Annotated in this window: 28 protein-coding genes; 17 read left to right on the top strand and 11 right to left on the bottom strand. The window is 36.5% G+C overall.

The genetic code is table 11. The features are described 5' to 3' along the window. Positions 1-8 precede the first annotated feature (8 nt). The 6 genes from JKP73_RS00355 to JKP73_RS00330 are packed head-to-tail and all read left to right on the top strand — an operon-like array spanning position 9 to position 6,952. Positions 9-1,079 carry a phosphotransferase family protein gene (locus tag JKP73_RS00355; RefSeq protein WP_200410792.1) on the top strand — a complete coding sequence of 357 codons (1,071 nt, stop codon included), beginning with the start codon at positions 9-11 and terminating at the stop codon, positions 1,077-1,079. After that, positions 1,076-1,828, top strand: coding sequence for a 2-phosphosulfolactate phosphatase (locus JKP73_RS00350; protein WP_021288934.1), 753 nt, complete (start codon positions 1,076-1,078; stop codon positions 1,826-1,828). Before JKP73_RS00355 ends, JKP73_RS00350 begins: the two co-directional genes overlap by 4 nt. A 43-nt stretch (positions 1,829-1,871) precedes the next feature. After that, a complete protein-coding gene (locus tag JKP73_RS00345; RefSeq protein WP_021288933.1) occupies positions 1,872-3,542 on the top strand; it encodes a long-chain-fatty-acid--CoA ligase in 1,671 nt (556 codons plus the stop codon). Between the two features lie 27 nt (positions 3,543-3,569). Continuing rightward, positions 3,570-5,174, top strand: a complete 1,605-nt coding sequence (locus tag JKP73_RS00340) for a long-chain-fatty-acid--CoA ligase (protein ID WP_370457739.1) — start codon at positions 3,570-3,572, stop codon at positions 5,172-5,174. Positions 5,175-5,194: 20 nt separating this feature from the next. Continuing rightward, positions 5,195-6,178, top strand: coding sequence for an NADPH:quinone oxidoreductase family protein (locus tag JKP73_RS00335; protein WP_021288931.1), 984 nt, complete (start codon positions 5,195-5,197; stop codon positions 6,176-6,178). 30 nt (positions 6,179-6,208) lie between these two features. Continuing rightward, a complete protein-coding gene (locus JKP73_RS00330) occupies positions 6,209-6,952 on the top strand; it encodes an SDR family NAD(P)-dependent oxidoreductase (RefSeq protein ID WP_160806577.1) in 744 nt (247 codons plus the stop codon). A 28-nt stretch (positions 6,953-6,980) separates the two neighbouring features. Here JKP73_RS00330 and JKP73_RS00325 read toward each other — a convergent pair whose 3' ends face one another. Further along, positions 6,981-7,922 (bottom strand): M23 family metallopeptidase, encoded by a 942-nt coding sequence (locus JKP73_RS00325; RefSeq protein WP_160806967.1) that lies wholly within the window; start codon positions 7,920-7,922, stop codon positions 6,981-6,983. A gap of 169 nt (positions 7,923-8,091) precedes the next feature. Beyond that, positions 8,092-8,661 (bottom strand): YhcN/YlaJ family sporulation lipoprotein, encoded by a 570-nt coding sequence (locus JKP73_RS00320; protein ID WP_021288928.1) that lies wholly within the window; start codon positions 8,659-8,661, stop codon positions 8,092-8,094. Between the two features lie 271 nt (positions 8,662-8,932). Here JKP73_RS00320 and JKP73_RS00315 point away from each other — a divergent pair, with 271 nt between their 5' ends. After that, entirely contained in the window at positions 8,933-9,217 is a 285-nt protein-coding gene (locus JKP73_RS00315) for a YutD family protein (protein WP_021288927.1), read from the top strand. Between the two features lie 8 nt (positions 9,218-9,225). On the opposite strand, the gene JKP73_RS00310 is transcribed toward JKP73_RS00315, so the two are convergent. The 3 genes from JKP73_RS00310 to JKP73_RS00300 form a co-directional block, all read right to left on the bottom strand. Beyond that, entirely contained in the window at positions 9,226-9,486 is a 261-nt protein-coding gene (locus tag JKP73_RS00310) for a hypothetical protein (protein WP_031334941.1), read from the bottom strand. 150 nt (positions 9,487-9,636) lie between these two features. Beyond that, positions 9,637-11,079: an amidase gene (locus tag JKP73_RS00305; protein ID WP_021288925.1), complete on the bottom strand. Its 1,443-nt coding sequence runs from the start codon at positions 11,077-11,079 to the stop codon at positions 9,637-9,639. 45 nt (positions 11,080-11,124) lie between these two features. Then, positions 11,125-11,397, bottom strand: a complete 273-nt coding sequence (locus tag JKP73_RS00300; protein ID WP_234447027.1) for an SAV0927 family protein — start codon at positions 11,395-11,397, stop codon at positions 11,125-11,127. Between the two features lie 110 nt (positions 11,398-11,507). On the opposite strand from JKP73_RS00300, the gene JKP73_RS00295 reads away from it, so the two are divergent. Both JKP73_RS00295 and nucF read left to right on the top strand, forming a co-directional pair. Then, positions 11,508-11,948 carry a DUF86 domain-containing protein gene (locus JKP73_RS00295; RefSeq protein WP_021288923.1) on the top strand — a complete coding sequence of 147 codons (441 nt, stop codon included), beginning with the start codon at positions 11,508-11,510 and terminating at the stop codon, positions 11,946-11,948. Positions 11,949-12,034: 86 nt separating this feature from the next. Beyond that, on the top strand, positions 12,035-12,814 hold the full coding sequence (gene nucF, locus JKP73_RS00290; protein WP_021288922.1) for a 5' nucleotidase NucF: 780 nt from the start codon (positions 12,035-12,037) through the stop codon (positions 12,812-12,814). 59 nt (positions 12,815-12,873) lie between these two features. On the opposite strand, the gene JKP73_RS00285 is transcribed toward nucF, so the two are convergent. After that, the gene (locus tag JKP73_RS00285; RefSeq protein WP_021288921.1) at positions 12,874-13,386 is read right to left on the bottom strand and encodes a phosphatidylglycerophosphatase A family protein; all 513 of its coding nucleotides are present in this window, start codon (positions 13,384-13,386) and stop codon (positions 12,874-12,876) included. A 92-nt stretch (positions 13,387-13,478) separates the two neighbouring features. Between JKP73_RS00285 and JKP73_RS00280 the strand changes: the two genes are divergently transcribed. Both JKP73_RS00280 and JKP73_RS00275 read left to right on the top strand, forming a co-directional pair. Beyond that, positions 13,479-14,447: a YutH/CotS family kinase-like spore coat protein gene (locus tag JKP73_RS00280; protein ID WP_021288920.1), complete on the top strand. Its 969-nt coding sequence runs from the start codon at positions 13,479-13,481 to the stop codon at positions 14,445-14,447. Between the two features lie 24 nt (positions 14,448-14,471). Next, the gene (locus tag JKP73_RS00275; RefSeq protein WP_188943370.1) at positions 14,472-15,437 is read left to right on the top strand and encodes a 2-hydroxyacid dehydrogenase; all 966 of its coding nucleotides are present in this window, start codon (positions 14,472-14,474) and stop codon (positions 15,435-15,437) included. Between the two features lie 94 nt (positions 15,438-15,531). Here the strand turns inward: JKP73_RS00275 and JKP73_RS00270 are convergent, their stop codons facing one another. Beyond that, complete coding sequence (locus JKP73_RS00270; protein WP_021288918.1) at positions 15,532-15,759, bottom strand: NifU family protein; 228 nt, start codon at positions 15,757-15,759, stop codon at positions 15,532-15,534. A 144-nt stretch (positions 15,760-15,903) separates the two neighbouring features. Here JKP73_RS00270 and JKP73_RS00265 point away from each other — a divergent pair, with 144 nt between their 5' ends. The 3 genes from JKP73_RS00265 (at position 15,904) to JKP73_RS00255 (ending at position 17,540) form a co-directional block, all read left to right on the top strand. After that, positions 15,904-16,230, top strand: coding sequence for a YuzD family protein (locus JKP73_RS00265; RefSeq protein ID WP_021288917.1), 327 nt, complete (start codon positions 15,904-15,906; stop codon positions 16,228-16,230). 19 nt (positions 16,231-16,249) lie between these two features. After that, the gene (dapF, locus tag JKP73_RS00260) at positions 16,250-17,107 is read left to right on the top strand and encodes a diaminopimelate epimerase (RefSeq protein ID WP_200410791.1); all 858 of its coding nucleotides are present in this window, start codon (positions 16,250-16,252) and stop codon (positions 17,105-17,107) included. A gap of 76 nt (positions 17,108-17,183) precedes the next feature. Beyond that, a complete protein-coding gene (locus JKP73_RS00255) occupies positions 17,184-17,540 on the top strand; it encodes a HesB/IscA family protein (RefSeq protein ID WP_200410790.1) in 357 nt (118 codons plus the stop codon). Between the two features lie 60 nt (positions 17,541-17,600). On the opposite strand, the gene JKP73_RS00250 is transcribed toward JKP73_RS00255, so the two are convergent. Then, complete coding sequence (locus tag JKP73_RS00250; RefSeq protein ID WP_200410789.1) at positions 17,601-18,587, bottom strand: NAD(P)/FAD-dependent oxidoreductase; 987 nt, start codon at positions 18,585-18,587, stop codon at positions 17,601-17,603. A gap of 385 nt (positions 18,588-18,972) precedes the next feature. Between JKP73_RS00250 and JKP73_RS00245 the strand changes: the two genes are divergently transcribed. From JKP73_RS00245 to spsC, 3 genes are all read left to right on the top strand, one after another. Then, positions 18,973-20,190, top strand: coding sequence for an NAD(P)/FAD-dependent oxidoreductase (locus JKP73_RS00245; protein WP_021288913.1), 1,218 nt, complete (start codon positions 18,973-18,975; stop codon positions 20,188-20,190). 188 nt (positions 20,191-20,378) lie between these two features. After that, positions 20,379-20,690, top strand: a complete 312-nt coding sequence (locus JKP73_RS00240) for a YuiB family protein (RefSeq protein WP_200410788.1) — start codon at positions 20,379-20,381, stop codon at positions 20,688-20,690. Between the two features lie 59 nt (positions 20,691-20,749). Further along, a complete protein-coding gene (spsC, locus tag JKP73_RS00235) occupies positions 20,750-21,448 on the top strand; it encodes a stationary phase survival protein SpsC (RefSeq protein WP_021288911.1) in 699 nt (232 codons plus the stop codon). Positions 21,449-21,496: 48 nt separating this feature from the next. On the opposite strand, the gene JKP73_RS00230 is transcribed toward spsC, so the two are convergent. The 3 genes from JKP73_RS00230 to deoD all read right to left on the bottom strand — a co-directional run bounded on the left by JKP73_RS00230 (position 21,497) and on the right by deoD (position 23,840). After that, positions 21,497-21,973 (bottom strand): divergent PAP2 family protein, encoded by a 477-nt coding sequence (locus JKP73_RS00230; protein WP_021288910.1) that lies wholly within the window; start codon positions 21,971-21,973, stop codon positions 21,497-21,499. A 131-nt stretch (positions 21,974-22,104) separates the two neighbouring features. Further along, complete coding sequence (locus JKP73_RS00225; protein WP_021288909.1) at positions 22,105-22,698, bottom strand: biotin transporter BioY; 594 nt, start codon at positions 22,696-22,698, stop codon at positions 22,105-22,107. Between the two features lie 434 nt (positions 22,699-23,132). Next, entirely contained in the window at positions 23,133-23,840 is a 708-nt protein-coding gene (deoD, locus tag JKP73_RS00220) for a purine-nucleoside phosphorylase (protein WP_021288908.1), read from the bottom strand. Between the last annotated feature and the right edge of the window lie 183 nt (positions 23,841-24,023).

The following is a 24,023-nucleotide window of genomic DNA, read 5'->3' as shown; positions in this document are numbered from 1 at the left end:
GGGATAGTATGAAAGCTTCACAGGAAACGATTCAAGTCCGTAAAGGGGAAGAACTAAATAAAGATAGGTTAGCTGCATTTATTACAGGTCATCTTCCTGAGGTACCTGAGGGTGAGTTACAAATTGAGCAATTTGGCGCGGGTCATTCAAATTTGACCTATTTATTGCGAATTGGCGATTGGGAGGCTGTATTACGTCGTCCTCCCTTTGGTCCGGTCGCTCCCAAAGCTCATGATATGCAAAGAGAATGTAAGATATTAGCTAGCTTACATCCTTTCTATCCCGCTGCTCCTAAACCATACATTTTTTCTGATGATATATCAATTGTCGGGAGTAATTTCTTTATCATGGAAAGACGGAAAGGAATTGTGGTTGATACTGAATTTCCAGATAATATTACGTATACCCCGGCGATCGGAAAACGTATTTCCAAATTAATGGTAGAAAAGTTGGCTGAATTACATCAAATAGATTATACGAAAACGGATTTAGTCACAATGTCAAAACCTGATGGATTTATGGAAAGGCAAGTAGGTGGATGGACAAAGCGATATGAACGAGCTAAAACAGAAGAAATTCCAGGTGTAGATGAATTAACAAATTGGTTGAAATTAAATATTCCCACTTCTGAAAACCCAGCGATTATCCATTATGATTACAAGATGAATAACGCGATGTATTCGGAAGATTTTACAACATTAGAAGGGTTATTTGATTGGGAAATGACAACTGTTGGTGATCCATTGGCAGATGTAGGAGTTGCTTTAGTATATTGGATGGAATCTACCGATCCAGAAATGATAAAAAATGGTTTTGGCAAGCCGCCTGTGACAATAAAGGAAGGGTTCTTTACGAGAGAAGAATTTATGAATGAATATGCAAAGAAAAGCGGGAAAGATTTATCAAATATGCATTTCTACCTTACCTTCGCCTACTTTAAACTTGCTGTTATTTGCCAACAAATCTATTACCGTTATCATCAAGGTCAAACGAATGATGAACGATTTCGTCATCTTAATCATTATGTAGCAAGTTTAATTGAATATGCTCGAAGTTATAGCAAGGGTGTGGTGAAATGAAAATTCACCTCCTTTTAAAAAAGGAAGAAATAGATCCTGTACAAATGAATCAAGAAAAACTCGCCGTTGTCTTTGATGTATTGTTAGCCACGTCGACAATAACAGCTTGTTTAAAAGCAGGAGCTAAAAGTATCATTCCTGTATTAAATGAGGAAGAAGCTTTAATAGAAGCGGAAAGGCATTCACCTGAAGAAATACTGTTAGTAGGGGAATATAATGGCATAACCATTGATGGATTCCATGATCCCAATCCAACTAGATTACAAGAGCATGTGAAAGGGAAAAAGGTGATTCTTTCAACGACAAATGGTACCGTGGCAATACGTAAATCAACTTCCGCTAAAAGCATATACGTAGCTTCGTTATTAAATGCTGATGCTGTTAGTAATCACATTGTAACTACTTATACAAATGAAACTATTGTTGCAGTGTGTTCGGGATCTAAAAATCAATTTTGTATAGAGGACTTCTATGGTGCAGGCTACTTTATCAGCTGTATGGTAAAGCAAATAGGTTTTGAAAATGTGGAATTGACGGATAGCGCGCTGGCAGCAAAGCTGTTTTTTGAAAATACAGTAGATTCCAGCGTCCAACTGCTCCTTCATACTCGAATCGGCAAAATGCTGGAAAGTAATGCTTATGATGCTGTTGAATATATAAGCCGTTGTGGAGTGTATCAAATTGTTCCTAAGTTATGGAAGCAAAAATATGTAATGTTAGAAGATACAGTTGTAGATCATGCCTATTGAGGAACGACAAAGTAAATGTAATCAATAAGGGGGCGATAGGAACATGTATACAAATCATTTTGCGTATTGGCCAGAACGTTTATCTAGAACGCTAACAGTCCCGGAAACTACCTTATTTGATAACCTATTGTTTACTAGTAAACAATATCCTGAAAAAGTTGCCATCTATTATTATGGTCAATCTTATACTTATAAGAAGTTATTACAAGAAGTTGAAGCACTTGCAGGATATATGGAACAAACATGTCATGTTGCAAAAGGTGATAAAATCTTACTATTTATGCAAAACTCTCCACAATTTCTTATCAGCTTTTTTGCTATCCTACGATTGCGTGCAGTGGTTGTACCAATTAACCCCATGAGTATAACAAAAGATCTCCATTTTTATTTAGAAGATTGCCAAATTAGCCATGCAATTGTAGGAATGGAACTATATGAAAAAGTACTTCCATTAAAAGAGACAACTTCTCTTAAAAACATTCTTGTCACTTCTTATGCTAGTTATATTCACCCTAATCATCATTTAGAAGATTTGCCCTCAGAAGTTACCTTACCTGTAATTACCCTTGAGCAAGATGTCTGGTGGGAGGAGGCATTAGTTTATAACTATCAAGCTTCTTCATATCATGGAAAAAGCGATGATCTTGCGGTTATTCCATATACATCTGGAACAACTGGGCTCCCTAAAGGATGCAAGCATACAAATCGCACTGTGCAAGCAAATACAGTTAGTGCTTATCATTGGATGAACTTTACATCAGATACCGTCGTGTTAACGACCTTGCCGTTATATCATGTTACCGGTTTGGTGCATAGTGCTCTTACGCCGATTTTTGGTGGGAGCAGCATGGTGATTTTGACGAGATGGGATCGAGATGTGGCAGGAAAGGTAATCGAAACATATAACTGTACGCATTGGACAAATATAAGTACCATGCTGATTGATTTTTTAGCCAATCCTAAACTGAGTACCTATGATATATCATCCTTACAGTCTATTGGTGGAGGAGGAGCGCCATTACCCGAGGCAGTAGGGGAAGCCTTGTTTAATCGAACTGGACTAAGATATATAGAGGGTTATGGACTTTCAGAAACCATATCACATACTCATTTTAATCCCCCGCATCGTTCCAAGCTGCAATGTTTAGGAATCCCAACTTTTGATCTGGATGCTAGAATCATTGATTTGCATACCAAGGAAATACTGGGACCTTATGAAAATGGAGAGTTGGTTGTTTCTGGACCACAAGTGTTTGAAGGCTATTATAATCGTGTGGAAGAGAACGAGGAGGCGCATATTCAAATCGATGGGAAAACATTCTTTCGTACGGGTGATATTGTACAAATGGACAATGAGGGATACTATTTTTTAGTTGACCGGTTAAAAAGGATGATTAATGCTTCGGGTTATAAAGTTTGGCCAACAGAAGTAGAATCAATCTTATATAATCATCCAGCTGTACAACAAGCATGTGTGGTTCGTACACCGGATGAAAAGCGTGGAGAAACGGTAAAAGCTTTCATTATCATCAAGGAGACTTACAAAGGATATGTAACAGAAAAGGAAATAATTGAGTGGTCTAAACAACAGATGGCAGCTTATAAATATCCTAGAGTTATCGAGTTTATTGATCATTTTCCTACCACTAGTAGTGGAAAAATATTATGGCGTCAGTTACAAGAACAAGGTGAATCATCTAGCTTGAATATGTAAGCGTATTCTTAATGGGATGGAGGAATGATAATGGAGAAAGTCTGGCATAAGCATTACCCAGATCATATTGCCAAGGAGATAGTAATTCCTAATAAAACATTACCAGACATGCTAACAGATACAATTGGTAACTATGGTGAAAGACCAGCCTTGTGTTTTTATGGTAAGGAAACAACATATCAAGCATTAGGAGTTCAAGTAGATCGATTTACCAGTGCGATTCAACAACAGGGTCTAAAAAAAGGCAACAGAGCAGCTATTATGTTACCAAACTGCCCACAATATGTTATTAGTTATTATGGGATTTTACAAGCCGGAGGAATTGTTACCCAACTAAATCCGATGCTTGTTGCGAAAGAAATGGAAGAAATACTAAATGATTCCGGTGCAGAGACAATTATCATATATGATGCATTATTGCCGAGTTTAAATCAAATTATCGACCAAACACCAATTAAACATGTAATAAAAGTAAGCCTAAGTGGATACGAGGTTGAAGATGGAATAGCAATTGGATTTGCAACATTTCTGCAATCCGTGAATCAATCATTTACTCCTGTCAAGATTGATCCTAGTGAAGATATAGCAATACTTCAATATACAGGTGGCACGACAGGGAGATCAAAAGGAGCAATGCTGACACATCGAAATCTTTTAGCAAACGTCATGCAATCATATGAATTTTTTAAAGATCATATTGATTTCGGCATGGAACGATATTTAAGTGTTATCCCGCTATTTCATGTTTACGGTATGACTTCTTGTATGAATTTATCAATATATACTGGAGCAATGAATATTCTCTTACCCAAATTTGATATTGAGGAAGTATTACAGACCATAAAAGATGTGCAGCCAACTTCTTTCCCTGGTGTCCCGACCATGTATATTGCTTTAATAAACCATCCAAAAGTGAAGGAATATGCAGTTAACAGTATTGAGATTTGTAATAGTGGAAGCGCCCCCATGCCTGGAGAAATCATGAAAGAATTTGAAAGTAAAACTGGTGCAAAAATTCTAGAAGGATATGGTCTATCTGAAAGTTCACCAACAACCCATTGTAATCCTCTTTTCGGAGAAAGAAAACCAGGCAGTGTCGGCATAGGTTTTCCATCAACGGACTATAAAATCGTGGATTTAGTTTACGGTACAGAGGAATTACCAGTTGGGGAAGTTGGAGAAATCGTTATTAAAGGTCCACAGGTAATGAAAGGTTATTGGAATATGGAAGAAGAAACAGCACAAACATTAAGAGATGGCTGGCTTTATACGGGGGATATAGCTTACATGGATAAAGACGGTTATTTATATATCGTTGATCGAAAGAAAGATTTAATTATCGCAAGTGGATACAATGTTTATCCAAGGGATATAGAAGAAGTTATTTATCAACATGAAGCAGTTCAAGAAGCTGTAGTCGTTGGTATACCTGACCCATATCGTGGAGAAACAGTAAAAGCGGTTATTGTGTTGAAAGAAGGTAGTCAATGTACAGACCAGGAAATAATTAATTTTTGCAAAAGTAGCCTAGCACCTTATAAAGTTCCAAAGGTTATTGAATTTCGAAAAAAACTACCGAAAACATCAGTAGGCAAAATTCTTCGTCGCAAAATTAGAGAAGAGTTACATTAAATTAAAGGGGGATAAGTAACATGCGTAGTTGGAAAGTAACTACATTAGGAGAACCAAAAGATGTTTTAGAGATTCAAGAAGAAGTAGAACCGGTTCCTGCAGCTGGAGATGTCTTAATTGAAGTTCAGGCTTCTTCGCTCAATTTTTTTGATATATTACTATGTCAAGGCAAATACCAAGAACGCCCTCCTATTCCGTTTACTCCTGGAGCGGAAGTTTGTGGTATTATTCGTGCTGTTGGGGAGGAGGTAAGTAAGCTAAAAGTTGGTCAATTGGTCATTGCTACACCTGAGCTCCCAAGTGGCGGTCTCACAGAAACAGTATGCGTGAAAGAAGCTGCTGTTTATGTTATATCGGATAATTTATCTGCTGCTGAGGCTGCTGGAATGTTTATCACGTATCAAACATCCTATTATGCATTATTTCACCGAGGAGGCATCGCGGAAGATGACGTGCTATTAGTTCATGCTGGGGCAGGTGGCGTAGGTTCTGCAGCTATTCAATTAGGGAAATCAATTGGTTGTAGAGTCATTGCTACTGCAGGAGGAATGGAGAAGGTACAAGTTTGTAAAGAACTAGGTGCAGATGTTGCGATAGATTATACTAAAGATGATTTCGTCGACATTGTTAAACAAGAAACAAATGGCAAAGGTGCAGATGTTATATTTGATCCTGTTGGTGCTGATGTATTTGATCGATCACGAAAATGTGTTGCCTTTGATGGGCGCATACTGGTTATTGGATTTGCTGGAGGGCGCATTCCGGAAGCTCCAGTGAATCATGCATTAGTAAAGAATTATTCCATTGTTGGTGTGCATTGGGGGCTTTTTAGAAAAAAACATCCGGACAATGTTGTCGCTATTCATCAATCCTTGATGAAATTGTATGATCAAGGTCTTATAAAACCATTGGTTTATCAAGAATTTGATTTTAAAGAAGTACCTCATGCATTAGAAGTATTAGGAGACAGAGGAACTTATGGGAAATTAATTGTCACTCCATAAATAAGTATACGATGGACAAGGAGAGAAGAAATGCGATTAGTAAATAAAGTTGCTGTTATAACGGGTGGTGCTGGTGGGATTGGAGAAGCAACCGCAAAATGCTTTGCAAAAGAAGGAGCACATCTTATTTTAGCTGATCGAGTAAGCAGGTCGGAAGTAATGTTTATCGATGAACTCATTGATGCTGGTGTCGAAGCAACTTATATACAAACAGATATTACAGATCCGAAGGAAATGAAAAGCTTATTTCAAGCTACGATCGATAAATATGGAAGTATTCACGTTTTATTTAATAATGCAGGCGTAAATAGTGTAGAGAAGAAAATTCCAGATATAACAATAGATGAGTGGCAACAAGTGTTAAACATTAACCAGAATGGTGTTTTTCTAGCAATGAAGTATGGTATTCCTCATATGGAATCTGGGGGTTCTATCATCAATACAGCAAGTATTGCAGGGATAAAGGGACAGAAATTAGTTGCTGCTTACTCAGCTTCAAAAAGTAGCGTTATTGCGCTTACGAAAACGGCAGCAACGGAGTTTGGCAGAAAAAATATTCGAGTGAATGCAATTGCTCCAGGAATTATTGATACGGGAATGATTAAGGATTGGAAACAGTCGGAAAAATGGCCGATCTTATCAACATCGAATGCTTTAAAGAGAATTGGGAAACCCGAGGAAATTGCAAACGTTGTTCTTTTTTTGGCATCGGATGAATCTTCATTTATTACTGGCGAGACCTTAGTAGTAGATGGAGGCACCTTGAACATATAAGAGCAGGGGGAAGGATGTCCCTGCTCTTTTAGTCTTTCTGTTTCGCAATCCGTTCCCATTTTTTTAAGTAAGGATATGGATCGAAGGACCATTCACTTGTACCATTATCTTTATACATGCCATAATGCAGATGCGGAGGGAACTTCCCTGATGTTCCAGGTGGGCCATATCCAGTTGAACCGACACTCCCTAAAACATCTCCTGGTTTTACTACTTGACCAACTTTTATGTCATCATCATATCCATTCATGTGCCCATAATAATGATAAATATTATAGATATCTCTAATTCCAATGCGCCAGCCTCCATATAAGTTCCAGCCTATCATTTCAATAACGCCATAGGTAGTTGATTTTACTGGTGTTCCATACCCTGCAAAAATATCCGTGCCTTCATGGATCCGTAATCCGCCAAAACCTCTTCGATCTCCCCATGTACTCCGATAACTGTAATTATGAGAAATAGATACAGGAAAATCGCGGTCAGTAAGATTTATGTCTTGAAACGTTTGGAAGACCTTTGCTGTATTCATGATCGTCTGAACGGACAAATCGCGATTATAATAATTCCATAAGGCAATTTTTATATCGTCTTTTGTCTGCCCATATTCCAAAATGTAATTACCGATCGTTTGTAAAATGTCCTCTGGGTTTTCTGGATCTGCCTTTCCATCACCATTTCCGTCTTTTCCTTTACCATTAAAAAACATAATTAGTCGTTCATCATGAATCATGGAAGAATTACCTAGTCCAAACCATAATTCTGGTGGAACATCGATTGATACCACTTTCTCATCATCTGCATTCTTTTTTATGTTTCGTTCATAGTTATCAATAGCAGCAAAGTAATACCAAGGAATCTGTGTTAAGGCTTCTGTCTTTTTAAAAAGCGCCATTCGCTCATCGTATACAGATTCTTCAGCATTCACTGAACTATTTATTAACAGAACGAATAAAACAATAAATAACATAAAAATCCGTTTTAAATACAAAAAACTCACCCTTACTCTTATTCATAAAATAGGAATGCTGCTATAATTATTGAACGTACTGCTTATAACTTTTCCACAAAGTTACCGGATTATGCACAATCGAAAAAAAGGGACTAGCTAGAAATATCCAGCTAGTCCTGTATTACGATTATTCGTTCATCTCGTCAGTCATACCTTGTGGTGATTTTCTCATTTCATCGATGATCTGTTGGATTGTATTATCATAATTTCCATCGGTGGTTCTTGAATTATGAAGACTGTGGATATCATTCATCAGGGTTTCATTATCGGAAACATATACCTTAAAGTATCTTGGCATTACAGACATAGCAGTTTTCTTAGCCATTTGTGCAGATTTTGCTTCATCATATGCATCCGATTTTTGATATGCAATTAAGACTTCCTCATCTGTTACTAACGTTGCTACTTCTTCAAAGGCGTCACTCCGCAACATAATTCGAGTAATCATATTTGCCATTTCAGTACGATCCATGCTTATGGAATGATTTCTCTCGGAATTATTATCCATTTGATCCTTCGTATAGCGTACATAGCCCAGCTTATCATCTGTGCCATCTTCTGATTCTTGTAATTCATTATTTGGATCAAGCTCATCTTTTATTTGCTCACTTTCATTTTTTGCGGTATCATCATTGGCACAGCCAGTTATTAGCAACATAGTCATGAATCCAATGGGAAGCATCCTTTTCCAATCCATGGCTATCCTCCATTCTCTAAGTTGTTTTATCATCATTAGTTTGTAATACTCGGTGAAATTCATACCCGTATTTTTCTGGTGGCTTTTATAAAAAGATGATAAACTGAAAAAGACATTTATCGGCAGAATAACGGAAGTTTTGTTTTAATAAAAAGATGTTTTTGTAAGTAGAGAAGCTAGGTGGACCGATCTTGTCTTATAGCCTTGGACGATTAATATTTAGTAGAACCTAAAAACACCCACAAATAAGTTACAGTATGGGGGGATTCATATGATTGAGCTGCAAGGTAAAAAGTATCAGCTTATAGAAAATCATAAAGAAGGATTTCAAGAAGAAGTCATCAAAGAGCGATATTCAGATATATTAGCGAAATACGATTACATAGTCGGAGATTGGGGTTATGAACAATTACGATTGAAGGGTTTTTATACAGATAAAAACCAAAAAGCAGCATTTGATGCGAAAATTGGTGCGCTGGATGATTATCTTTATGAATATTGTAATTTTGGCTGTGCCTATTTTGTGCTAGAGAAAGTGACTTCAAAAGAGCAGTAGCGTTCTTGCTACTGCTCTTCATCTTTTTCATCGTGAATGATATGTGAACCAGGTATTCTTCTTGGTACTTTTTCATGCTGTTCCCTATCTGGATAGACAAATGCGCTATCTCTTCGCTGCCCTTCTTCCCATGGCGTTGATTTTCCTTCAACGGCTTCGTCTTTGTTTATCGGGGATCCAAATGAGCCTTCTGGAAATTCTTCTGGGATTAATTTATCATGCGCGTTTTCTACATTGGAAAAGTTATCATAATCTTTCTTCTTTCGCATCGTCAAATTCATATCACTCCTTCACTAAAAAATACAAACCAAAAGGTTGTTGGTTTGTATTTTTTGTTTAATTGTTAAACGTATGGCTGGTAAATAAAAGAAACTAGAATTTGGATACTAATTAGTAGGAATGGCAATTGATAAATTAATTTATAAGGGACATCGGTGATATCCGCCATATTTCTTTTCTAACATTTTGCCCAGTCGGAATACGGCATTTTCATTTCCGATGTTACTCATAATTTGTATGGCTATAGGCATGTTATTGTCATCTTTCCCGATTGGTAAGGTTAGTGATGGCAATCCCCATACATTTGCATAAGCAACATAAGGCATGTAGGTAAGAAATTTCCTGCGTATCGAGAAGACTTGCTGATACACCTTCCCATGTGGTAACGCTCCAGTATGATATACTGGGAAGATTAACAAGCGGTTTTTAAGGTAGGCGTGAATTCTTTGATCGCCATTGGAAATAATCTCTTTGATTTCGTTTATTCTGCTAATCGATGGTTGGAATAATTTGGATCCTAAAATTGCTTTTGATAAATATGGCCGAATTCTAGTACGCTCGGTAACCTTTTCTTTTAGAAAAGCTTTTATTATATTTGACCGATCATTATGATAAGCGGCTTTTTCAATTAAATCGCTACCATTACTTGATATCATCTCTTGCCATAACTGCGTGCTTTCCTCAAATAAAGGAGGAATTCGACGATAGGTAGAAAAGGAGCGCATGACTACTTTTTCCACATCATTCAGTAAATTTTTTGTTTCTAAACTTAGAGGCAGCGAGATATTACTTGGAAGAATATCTATTTTAAACTCTCGCAGTGAGTGGTCTTCTGGTTCGCAAGATGATAGGATGGAATATAAAAGTTCCATATCTCTTACCGTCTTCCCCATCGGTCCTATGGTTAGCATTCGAGCTTGCATATCATTTGTGACAGATGGAAAATGGCCATTGGAAGGTATTTGATTACACCCAGGCTTAAATCCCACTACACCATTAAAGTGACTTGGAAAGCGTATGGAGCCTCCAATATCTGAACCAATTCCAGCGACAGCACCTCCTGCTGCTAACAGTGCACCTTCACCTCCACTAGAACCACCACAAGTTCGTGTTATATCCCAAGGATTATTCGTTCTTCCGTATAATTTATTATCCGTTTCCTGGCAAAAACATAAGGCTGGGGTATTTGTCTTACCTAAAATTATTGCTCCAGATTGCTTTAATTTCGTGATCACTTCCGCATCATGGCGAGCAATAAGATCCTTCCTGTGCTCCAGTCCTCCAGTTGTTTTCATCCCTGCTACATGTATCGATTCTTTAATACTAATTGGGATACCAAACAGAGGGGAAGTAGGGGGATGATTCTCTAAATATCTATCCATTTCCTGTGCCTCTTCCATAGCTTCTTCATATCGGTCTTCAATAACAGCGTTTAAAATCGGATTGATTTGTTGTTGTCTTTGAATATAAGCGGCTACAATGGATGTTATCGAGAATTTCTTTTCTTTAATTGCATGGGATATAGCAGTAATATCCAAGTCAAGTATATCTTCCTCACTGGAAGAAACAACAGATCCCATCATATGTCATTCTTCTCCTTATCTGCCAATTTTAAATTGGAGTAACAATCAAAGTACTTCTTTGAGAAAATTTCTGATCTCATCTGCTTCCATATTTGTTTCTTGGAAGATATGTTCAATTCTCCCTCTATCCTGTAAATCCTCCTTCGTTATTTCGGTAAACCGATTTTTTCTAAGGTTAATGATAATGGTTTTATTTGGGCATTCTTCACTCTGGATAAATGCAAAATCATAACGCTGTAAATTGCCCATAAAGCTAATATAGCGTACTTCCTTGGTTATGGTTTCATCTTTAATTAGTTCATAGTTTGTACTCATCATTTCCCTCTTTTCCGAATATTGACATTTTCCTTTACTATACCATGTTCTGCTCAAAAATCCCATATGATATGGTATGATAAATAATGTATTCCATTTTGGAGGTTTGTTACATGTATTTTGTAGAAAGAAGTAAGATAGAACAGACACTTGAATACTTAGATCAATTGTTGGATGTATTGAAGATGAATGATCCAGATACATTGATTGACAAATTAGGGTTAGAAAGAGCTGTGCATATAGTAATAGAATGTACAATAGATGTTGGAAATATGATGATCGATGGTTTTATTATGCGCGATCCTGGTAGTTATGATGATATTATTGACATCTTAATCGATGAAAAAGTTCTTCCATTACAGGAAGAAACTCCGTATAAACAGTTAATTCAGCTTAGAAAGATGTTGATGTCCTCTTATCATGCTGTGGATCATCGACAGCTGCAACAAATTGTACAACGTAATTATCATATCTATAAGCAGTTCTCTAGTCATGTAAGAACCTATTTGGATAATGAGCTAGGTGTAGCAAACGCCTTTTCAAATGAATCATGATAACGATAAAAATCGTTGTTTTAATAGAAGACAGATGACAATATTTATCTGTCTTCTATTATGTTCAACAAGAAAGAAGGGTTACGATGACAAAATCATACCATGGTTACTTAATTGATCTAGATGGGACAATGTATAAGGGGGAGGAACCAATTGAAGCTGCTGCTGATTTCGTTGCTGCTTTAAATGCAAAACAAATCCCTTATGTGTATGTCACTAATAATTCTTCAAAAACCCAAGAAGCTGTTGCTGAAAAACTCACGTATATGGGAATTACCGCTAATAAGGATCAAGTTGTTACTACAAGTATTGCAACAGCTAATTATATTAAAGCACAAAAACATAATGCAAGTTGTTATGTTATTGGGGAAGAAGGAATTCATCAAGCTATTCAGAAGAAGGGGCTTACAATAACAGAAAATGAAGATTGTGACTTTGTAGTTATTGGAATTGACAGAGATATTACCTATGAGAAATTAGCAAAAGCCAGTATAGCAGTACGTAATGGCGCAACGTTCATCTCTACAAATGGGGATGTGGCAATCCCGAATGAACGAGGATTACTTCCTGGGAATGGAGCTCTAACATCCGTTATTGCAAGGAGTACCGGCATAGATCCGATTTTTATCGGAAAACCTGAATCGATTATTATCGAAGAAGCTTTGAACGTCTTAGATTTAGAAAAGGAAGAGGTAGTAATGGTTGGTGACAATTACAATACGGATATACGAGCAGGAATTGATGCTGGTATTGACACATTGATGGTATTTACTGGCGTTACTCCTTTTGAGGCATATGCAAGTTTAGAGAAAGCACCAACTTATTTTGTTCATCAATTAGATGAGTGGATAAAAAATATAGAATAGCAGGAAAGATTTCTTCCTGCTATTTTTATATACCTATATTTATTGTATTTATGTTTATTTTATTCCTCGATTAAAATATCTTCTCCTGTAGAGTGTGCAAGTCTACTTGAAGCAGCTGCAGCTATTGCTCCTACAATATCATCTAGGAAAGTATGACATTCGCCTGTTGATTTATCATTTAGTTTCTTTAAAATTCCAGGTTTCTGTTTATCAATATATCCATAATTCGTAAATCCAATAGAACCATAAACGTTAACGATGGATAAAGCAATAATTTCATCAACGCCATATAAGCTTTCATCCGTATCGATGGTTTTCTGAAGAGGCTGTTCCAATTGTTTCTTTTCTGCTAATACATCTAATTGGATACCGGTTACGATAGCATTTTGTACTTCTCGCTTCGTTAATACACGGTCGACGTTATGTCTACATACATCGAGCGTTAAATGATCATGATACTTTGATTGTAAATAATAAACAAGCTCTGCAATATCATCTAATGTAACTCCACGTTCGGTGAGCCACTGTCTTGCTTTCACTTCTAATTCACTGTGAATGGTTTTTCGTTCCATCTTGTATATCTTCCTCTCTCTTTTTCAATTTAAGTTAAAAATGGATGCTCTCTTACATATAAATATAATATATGCCCAAAGGAGGGATCTTTTTGCCTATTCCAGACTGGCTTTACGAAAACTATAATATTCAGCCAGAAGAAAAAAGGTGGGTCGATGGAAAAGAATGTTTTAAATCTGGAGAATATGTTTATTTTACCATTTCTATTGATAACAATGAAGTTATTCATATGGAACAGGCAGTTGTGGCTTATTATTTAGCTGAAGACTATTATGTGCATATGGCAGTTCCTATACAAAATCACCAAGGGGAGTGGTTCACACCTTTTCAGGACGCCATGTATATGGTGATTCAAGGCAAGCTTACTACACGAGAGTTTGACATATCAGATGGGAAGCTTTTAGCTGAATTTCATCAAATTGGAAATGCTTATCAATATGAGCCTAAAGCAATTTCCAGCTATGGACAGTGGAAAGAGCTTTGGATAGCTAAAGTTAATAGCATGGAAGAGAAATTAGCACAAGAAGCAAGGATAAGCCCCTCTGCATATAATCAGCTTGTCATGGATGTATTACCTTATATTATTGGCATCAGTGAAAATGCCATTCAGTATATTCGTGAAAGTGAACAAGAACAACGGTATTACGAAGTTGATCAAGGTACAGTTGCTTTTCGAAGGTATGCTAACCAATTAATTCAGCCAATTATGTGGCCAATGGAATTAGTGTATGATCATCCTGCTAGAGATATTTCTGAATTTATTCGACAACAACTGCTAGCTAATGTACCGCCAGCTAATATCACTCGATTCTTAAATGATTACCAGGCAATTCGTTCTCTATCTGTATTTAGTTGGCGATTAGTGTATGCAAGGTTGTTGTTTCCAATTCATCTTTTTGACTTTCTAGAAAGGAACTTAATAGAAGCGAATAGTAGTGCTGAGCAATTTAAACAATTATTACAGCTCCAATCCGAATATGAACAGAAATTAGGTGATTTTTATAACAGCGTAGACATTGATTGTGAACTCTTACAGATACCTGTGTTACACTGGCTATAATATGCTAGTAATGGAGGTTATAAGATGAAAAAACCGCTGATCTATATTACACGTAAAATCCCTAATCAATTCATAGCTCCATATGCGGAACAATTTGAATTTAAATGTTGGGAGCACGAGAATGAACCTGTTCCAAGATCCGTTTTATTAGAACAAGTAAAAGAGGCTGATGCCCTATTATGTATGTTAAGTGAAGATGTTAATGAAGATTTAATGAAAGCTGCACCCCATTTGAAAATAATAGCGAATCTAGCAGTAGGGTTTGATAATATTGACATTGCTGCTGCTGAATCCAGAAGAATAGTTGTAACCAATACACCAGACGTATTAACTGAAACAACTGCTGACTTAGGCTTTGCCTTACTTATGGCCACAGCACGTCGGTTAATAGAAGCAAGTGACTTTGTAAGGAGAAATGAATGGGAAAATTGGGCTCCCTACTTATTAGCAGGCACAGACATTCATCAGAAAACGATAGGTATTGTTGGGATGGGGAGAATTGGCCAAGCTATTGCTAGAAGAGCAAAAGGGTTTGGAATGGATATTCTCTATTACAATCGTTCTCGAAAATATCAAGAAGAAGCAGAACTTTCAGCACGTTATGTGGATTTTCATACGTTACTAAAGCAAGCAGATTTTGTGATTTCCGTCGTGCCGTTAACAAAGGAAACAGCTGAATTATTTAATGCGCAGGCTTTTCAACAAATGAAAAATACAGGAATATTTATTAATATATCCAGAGGAGCAGTGGTAAATGAAGAGGCGTTAATACATGCGCTGAAAACAAAACAGATTATGGCTGCAGGATTGGATGTTTTTGCAGAAGAACCAATTCGCTCTGATCACCCCTTAGTCAATTTAGACAATGTTGTTGCACTTCCTCATATTGGGTCTGCGAGTACAGAGACAAGAACAAAAATGTGGAAATTATGTTTAGAAAATGTAATAGCGGTATTAGAGGGAGAAGACCCTAAAACCCCAATAACGTAAACAAAGAAGGCTTATGAATAAGCCTTCTTTGTTTAAGAAAAGCAATGGTTATAACTGTTTGACACTATATCATCAGTGCTTCATGTCTAGTATCTTAAAACACCTGCTCGATTTCCGTTACCCCTGGAACTTCTGCCATTAAGGCACGCTCAATTCCTGCCTTTAATGTTATGGTAGAGCTAGGGCAGTTTCCACACGCACCCATCAGACGAAGAAGTACAATGCCGTTTTCATCTACATCAACTAATTCCACATCGCCACCGTCACGTAGCAAGAATGGACGTAATTTATTTAACACTTCTTGTACCTGTTCTTGCATCATCCATCTTCTCCTTTCTTACTATCTATTATAAAACGAACACTTTAAAAAATCTATGGTCTTATTGAAAACGATAATCATTTTTATTTTATCTTTTGATGATGATTTTGTAAAATAAAAGATATCCATAAAGGGGGAAGTAAGGGTATGAATGAAATTAGGGTTACGGTTTATGGAGCGGAACAAATTTGTGCTAGTTGTGTTGGTGCACCGGGCTCACGTGATACCTTTGAATGGTTGCAAGCAGCCATAAATAGGAAGTATGTCGCGGATACGGTCTGGTTTGAATATATTGATATTGATCAACCTCCAAACGTGGAAAAACATCAATTATTTATTCAACAAATGGTGGAAGAAGAATTACTTTACCCGATTGTTTTAATTAATGATGAAATGGTCGCAGAAGGTATTCCAAGGCTGAAACCAATTTATCAAGCATTGGATAGCCATGGATTGCAACTTCAGAAAAAATAGAAGAAATGAGGAACCGAGGATGAAGTTCTCTTTTACTAAAATGCACGGATTAGGAAATAGTTATGTATATGTTGACTTATTTCAAGAGATAATGGACGAATCCAAGATGTCTGCCATTGCCCGACAGGTATCGAGTATAAATACGGGAATCGGATCGGATGGATTAATCTTAATTCAGCCTAGTGAGCAAGCAGATCTAGGGATGAGAATATTTAACAAGGATGGTTCAGAAGGCCAGAGTTGCGGTAATGGACTGCGATGTGTAGCAAAATATGCTTATGAACAAGGAATTGTACAATCTAAGCAATTTACAATAGAAACAAAAGCGAATATTGTTGATGCTGAGGTAGCTGTAGAAAATTCCTGTGTTGAGCTAGTAACAATTAATATGGGTAAGCCTATTCTCCAACGGAATTTAATCCCCATGGTAGGAGCGTTAACAGAGCAGGTTATTGCTGAACCATTTACTGTTAATGGCATACAGTTGAATGTGACGGCTGTTTCAATGGGTAATCCACACGCAATATTTTTCGTCGACAAATTAAAAGAGACGGACGTATTGGAGATAGGACCATTGATTGAGAAGGATGATCGTTTTCCAGATGGTGTAAATGTTGAATTTATTGAAGTTGTTTCCCCTACAGAAATAAATTTTAGTGTTTGGGAACGAGGTTCTGGAGTAACACAAGCTTGTGGGACTGGTGCTTGCGCATCAGTGGTAGCCGCAATATTAACTAATCAAGTAAGCAAAAATGAAGAAATTACCGTACATTTACCTGGAGGAGATTTATATATTAAGTGGGATAATCATGATTATGTATGGATGAAAGGAGATGCAGAAACAATCGCTACTGGTGTATATTATGCAAGTATCTAAAAATCAAAAAGTTGAATCAACTCTATTTACTTTGTATACTTAAGATTAATCAGTTTAGGAAAAGGGGGTCCATGATATGTCTATTACAATAACCGATCATGCAAGTCAGCAGATTCAAGTCATGATGAAGGAAGAGTCCGAAGGGGCGTATTTACGCTTCGGTGTAAAAGGCGGAGGATGCAGTGGATTATCCTATTCACTTGGATTTGAATACGATATTAATCAAGAATTGGACACAACAGAAGTGATTAATGGTATACCTGTTGTATTAAATAACCAAGATATTCCAATTATTGAAGGAACAACCATTGATTTTAAACAGAATATGATGGGCGGGGGATTTAGTATTGATAATCCAAATGCCATTATTTCTTGTGGCTGTGGTTCCTCATTTAGAACAAAGGATAAAGCAGGCGTTCCAGGTGATTGCTAGATAGTAATAAATAAAGCTGAAGCAGATAGTAGCTTCAGCTTTTTTCAATATATACTTCATTTAAAACATGCTTGTAGAGTGTTTGGGTTGAATTCTAGCTTTTGGATCAATATATTGTTTCGCATTATTTATCGCTGTTGGCCCTTCTCCAAAACCAGTTGCTATTAAGTTAACTTTGCCGTCATACGTACATATATCTCCAGCTGCATAGATACCAGGAATGTTCGTTTCCATTTTTGAATTAACTACAATACTATTTCTCTCAATTTCTAGACCCCAATCCTTAATTGGACCAAGAGTAGAAACGAATCCATAATTACATAGCACGGCATCGACGTCTAATTCTATTTTGCGATCTCCGTTCACTTCCTCTAAGATAACTTGTTCAATTTTATCGCCAGCATTTATTTCAGAAGGAACAAATGGAGTAAGAATTTCGACATTCGATGCATGCAACTTCTCAACACTATGTTCATGTGCTCTGAATTTATCTCTACGGTGAACAAGCGTGACACTCTCAGCAATTGGTTCTAGCATTAGTGCCCAGTCAACAGCTGAATCTCCTCCACCTAATAAGACTACATTTTGGTCTTTGTATTGATTCATATCTTTCACATGATAATGAAGGTTTATATTTTCAAACTTTTCGCAATCTCCAATGTTCAATCGGCGTGGTTGAAATGCGCCATTTCCAGCAGTAATAATCATAGTCTTTGTATAATGTACTTCATTTTTATTAGAAGTTAATTTCAGCGTTCCATCTTCAAGACGTTCAACTTGTTCAATGGCCTGTTCTAAAACGGTTTCCGGATCAAATATATTAGCTTGTTCCTCTAAATTATCAATTAGCTCTTGTGCTCTAACTTTGGGAAATCCGGCAACATCATATATATATTTCTCTGGATATAAAGCAGTTAACTGCCCTCCAGTATGTGGTAAACTTTCAATGACTTTTACACTTGCCTGGCGCATGCCTCCATAAAAAGCCGTGAATAATCCTACTGGCCCTGCACCTATGATTGTCACATCATATACCTCATTCGACACAATGATCCCCTCCACTTCTATATAGTTTATCTACGCCACTTTTTATACTATCATATCTAGACCACAATAGAATATTAATGTACTCGCTTCATATGAAATTTATAATTAGGAATAATTTAATAATTCGGTAAACTGTGGATTGGGTTGAAATATAATTGAAAAAAGGCTACTATATTCAAGGAAGATATTACGATTATGTGACAAATTATTGAATCATGATATGGTTCGGCTAAATCGGTTGGAACGTGGAAAAATACTGGATTTTTGTATTCTTTCATCTAACGCTTGACCATAAAAGCTTGGCATTTAGCCAAGTTTTTCTTATGACTAGTTCGTGAAATATGTCACAAGCACACAAAATAGTAAATTATTGGAAGTGATGACGTTGAATAAACCAAATATTGTGATCTTAGGTGCTGGTTATGGCGGAATGATGACAACGGTTAAATTGCAAAAGTCACTAGGTAGCAATGAAGCGAATATAACATTAGTTAATATGAATGATTATCATTACCAAACAACATGGTTACACGAAAATGCAGCTGGGACACTGCACCATGACCGAACGCGAATTCAAATTAATTCTGTCATTGATATTAATAAAGTAAACTTTATTAAGGACAAGGTTATTTCTGTAAAACCAGAAGAAAAACTAGTTAAAATGGAAAATAATCAATTACATTATGATATTCTAGTTATTGGACTAGGCTTTGAAGCAGCGACATTTGGTATTCCAGGTCTTGCAGAAAATGCTTTCACCATTGGAGACATTAATCGTGCCCGCCTTATACGTGAACATATCGATTATAATTTTGCTTTATATCATAACGAAAACACAAAAAAACAAGCCCGACTTAATATTGTCGTGGGTGGTGGAGGATTTACTGGTGTTGAATTTTTAGGGGAACTTGCGGATCGTATCCCAGAACTATGTAAAGAATACGATATTGATAAGAATTTAGTTCGCATTATTAATATTGAAGGATCGCCAACTATATTACCAGGATTTGACCCACAGCTTGTTGAATATGCAATGAATTCGCTTGAATCACGTGGAGTAGAATTTATTACGGGTGCTTTATTGAAAGAATGTACAGCTACAAGTGTCGTATATGAAAAAAATGGAAAAGAAGTAGAAATTCCAACCTTAACAACAGTATGGGCCGCAGGCGTAAGAGCGAACTCTATCATTGAAAAATCAGGATTTCAAAATAATCGAGGAAAAATAGAAGTTCAAGCTGACATGCGGACGCCTGAGTATAGTGACGTTTTTGTTATTGGCGATTGTGCACTGATTATGAATGAGGAAAGCGGCAAACCATATCCGCCCACTGCACAAATTGCAATTCAACAATCGGATATTGTTGCACATAATGTTAAAGCACTCATTCATAATACAAAGATGGAAACGTTTGAACCGAACATTTTAGGTACAGTTGCTTCTTTGGGAAGTAATGACGCAATTGGTGTTATATTAAATAACCAAAAATTACTGGGATGGAAAGCTACTGTAATGAAAAAGATCATTGATAATCGCTATCTTTGGAAATTAGGTGGCTTCGGTTTATTAATGAAAAAGGGGAAATTTAATATTTTTTATTAAATCACCATATTATCAACGTTTTAGCTATGGTGTGACAATTTTTTGACTATTCATGTAAAAGAATGAAGAAGCAAAGGCATGTACTGTCTTTGCTTTTTATATAAATTCCTTTAAAATGGAGAAGGATATGATGGCAAGGAAACTGGAAAAAATTAGATAACTAGAGTACCTGAAGGGAGACACCCAATTTGATTCAATTAGTCGTATCTATTTTATTATATTTTGTAATCTTTTTTGGTATCGCATTTATATTGAATATGCTATTAAGAAGGACATGGTTAATGGCTTTCTTATATCCAATTGTAGTGTTAATCATTGTTGATAATATTTCTACGTGGGAGTACTTTAAAGCGCCGGTAGAAGCGTTTTCGGAAGCGTTTTCTAGATTAATGCAAATTACACCAGTAGACATCGGGATATTAGCAGCAGGGTTTGCAGGAACGATTGTATCGGGCTTCGTTATAAAACTACTTCGAAAAAGTGGATATCAAATGTTTTAATAGAATGATGAATAAAATTTTGTAGATTGGAAATGATGACATCCAGAGAGGTGTTATACATGAAAATTAAAAATTTTATTCGTAGGACAAGTTTATTTCTCTTAGCAATCTTTGCGTTTCTTACAACAATTACATCGATAAGCAATGTATCCTTTGCAGACATGAAAGTTTGGTCAAATGGGCAAACACCTGCAATTGAAGCAGTAACTAATGGTTCAAATCAAGGTAATCCAATGCGTCAGACGAAGTTGGAAAACAAGGGATTAAATGTGAAGAAAGAAGAGAAGCGTTATATTTCTAGTGAACAGATTAAGGCACCCGAGTCATTGGCTGAAGCAGTAAATTATCAGCAATACCCAAGTGCTAATGTGATAGCTACTGGTTATACTGCAGGTGTGGAATCAACTGGAAAATCACCAAATCATCCAGAATACGGAATTACATTTTCTGGTGTTAAAGTAACACGAGACTTGTATTCTACTATTGCTGCTGATTTAAGTGTTTATCCTATCGGAACGATTTTATTTATTCCCGATTATGGATTTGGAGTTGTTGCTGATAAAGGTAGTGCAATTACTGGTAATAAGATTGATCTTTATTATGACACTGTTGAGGATGTTTATCAGCAATGGGGAAAGAAGGAACTGGAAGTTTATATTGTTGAGAAAGGGAACGGTAATTTAACAGAGGAAAACTTAAAGCAATTGAATGAGAATAAAGCATTACAAGTATTTAGACAAGAAATTACAGATAGCTAATGAAATAAAACGGGAGACGATTTGATGTAGATCGTATCCCGTTTTTATTTAATATATAAATTCATGTAGAATAAATGCAATTGCTATACCTACCAAGCCACCAAAAAAAACTTCAATGGGTTGATGCCCTAATAATTCCTTTAATTCTTTTCTTTTTTCATTGCCTTCTTTATTCGGCCACTCTTTGGCTCCGTCGACAAATACTTGAAAATCTCTAATTAATTTATTAAGTACAATGGCTTGCTCTCCAGCTTGACGTCGAACGCCGGTTGCATCGAACATAATGATAATACTGAAAACACAAGAGATGGCAAAAAAACTTGAAGTTACACCTTCTACAATACCTAGCCCTGTTGTTAAGGCTGCTACAGCTGCAGAATGACTACTAGGCATTCCTCCTGTACTGAAGGCCAAGTTCGGTTTGAATTCTCTTGTTACAATAAGGGAAATAGGGATTTTTACTACTTGCGCAAAAATAATTGCAATAAATGCTGCCCATAATGGGTAATTTTGAAATAATTCCATCTGTGTCGATCATCCTTTCTAAGGAAAGTGTATCCTTTGCAACAAGACAATATGCATCATTTATCCTTAATGCTATATTATCATATGGATGGAAGACACATAGGCGGAACCTGCAAGTAGAGTTACTGCACTTAACCTGCTTTTGCTTGCTTGAACTGTGGGATACGGGTGGCAATACGGACCATGAATATCGCTGCTAAACCAGCAAAAGCAATATCTTTAATAAGAAACGGAATCATCCCTCCCCAAGCTAGGTAATAGGAAATGGGAACTCCCATCCATGTATTCAATGCGATGTACATATAAGTAACACCAATTCCATAGTTAATTAAGGTACCAATAATTGCAGCTACTAAATAATATGGAAAAATTCTTCTTTGAGGCTTATCAATGATCATTCCTGTAAAATATGCAATAAATACAAAGGAAATGATAAACCCACCTGTTGGAGTTAGAAATGCCATTGGTCCAGCAGAAAGACCGGAAAATACAGGGACACCAGCTAACCCGATTAGAATATATGCAATCATGGAAATACTTCCTAATCTTTTACCCAACATTAGACCAGCTAAAACAGCAAAAAATGTTTGTAAAGATAGGGGGACACTTGTCCCGCCAATAGGGATGGCAAGCATAGGAAACCATACAGTGATATTTGCACCTATCGCCATTAAAACAACAAAAATAGCTCCATATGTAAGATCGATTGTTCGTAATTCTTTCATGTTTAACATCCTCCTCTATTAAATTGATCATAATTTGATAAGTTCATTTTGTCAACCGATAAAATATTATGGTTGACAAATAAATTCCAGAAATATGAAAATAGATAATAGAAATAAATTGTATTAGTGTCGAAGGACGAGAGTATGGGGGGTTGATTTTGAAATAAGTTTACCAATATACAAGATGTATTCAGACTTAACATTCGTTTTAAGTAGTAAATTACTACGGAAAGGAACTGGAGACTATGTATTCATAATCATAGCAATATAAAATAGGCATGCCTTCTGCGGCGGATCTAGCATGTGTCCGAAAATTCATTCGAGTATAGCAGAGGTCGTACCGCCGAAAAACATGTCCTATTTCATGTTGCGTTAATTATCTGGCTGCAACGTTATTCGTTTTCAATATAACTCGGTCACCTTTTATAACTCTTCTATTTAATGGCTGCTTCTAAAGCGATCTCCATCATATCATTAAACGTCGTTTGCCTTTCTTCAGCGGTTGTTTCTTCACCGGTTAATATGTGGTCAGAAACCGTAAGTACAGAAAGAGCTTGGCGATCAAATTTTGCGGCAAGTGTATAAAGAGCCGTTGTTTCCATTTCAATTGCAAGTACTTTATAAGCAGCTAATTTTTCATTTACTTCTCTGGCATTATCTCTATAGAAAGTATCACTCGTAAAGACATTTCCAACACGTAAATGGAGCCCTTTATCTAATCCAGCATCATAAGCATTCTTTAATAAGTCGAAGTCAGCAAGTGGAGCATAATCGATGCCGCCAAAGACCATTCGATTTATCTGCGAATCGGTTGTAGAACCTTGGGCTAAGATAACGTCTCGAACATTTACGTCTTTTTGGATAGCCCCACATGTACCTACGCGAATAAGTTTTTTTACATCATAACTTTGAATCAATTCATTAACATAAATGGAGATAGATGGGACGCCCATCCCTGTTCCTTGAACAGATACACGTTCTCCTTTATATGTACCTGTATACCCATACATCCCACGAACATGATTATACTGGATAGGGTTTTCTAAAAAAGTTTCTGCAATAAATTGTGCCCGAAGTGGGTCTCCTGGTAATAATATTTTATCAGCAATTGCGCCTTGTTCTGCACCTATATGTACACTCATAAAAATTCCTCCTTATAGATCAATACAATGTACAGCATAACGTTATCATAAGCAAAATGGAAAGACAAATTGTTATCTTTAAACGCTATTTGTCGAACCAGTTCTATTAGAAATAATTTCTCATATAAAAAATATGCCTTTTTTGTTTCAAAAAAGCGTATTATTGTATATAATATTAATAGT

It is taken from the genome of Virgibacillus salexigens, assembly GCF_014905415.1.
In the GTDB taxonomy this organism is placed as follows: domain Bacteria; phylum Bacillota; class Bacilli; order Bacillales; family Amphibacillaceae; genus Virgibacillus; species Virgibacillus salexigens.
The sequence above is the reverse complement of the archived record's forward strand: the minus strand, read 5'-3'. Positions and strand labels throughout refer to the sequence as shown.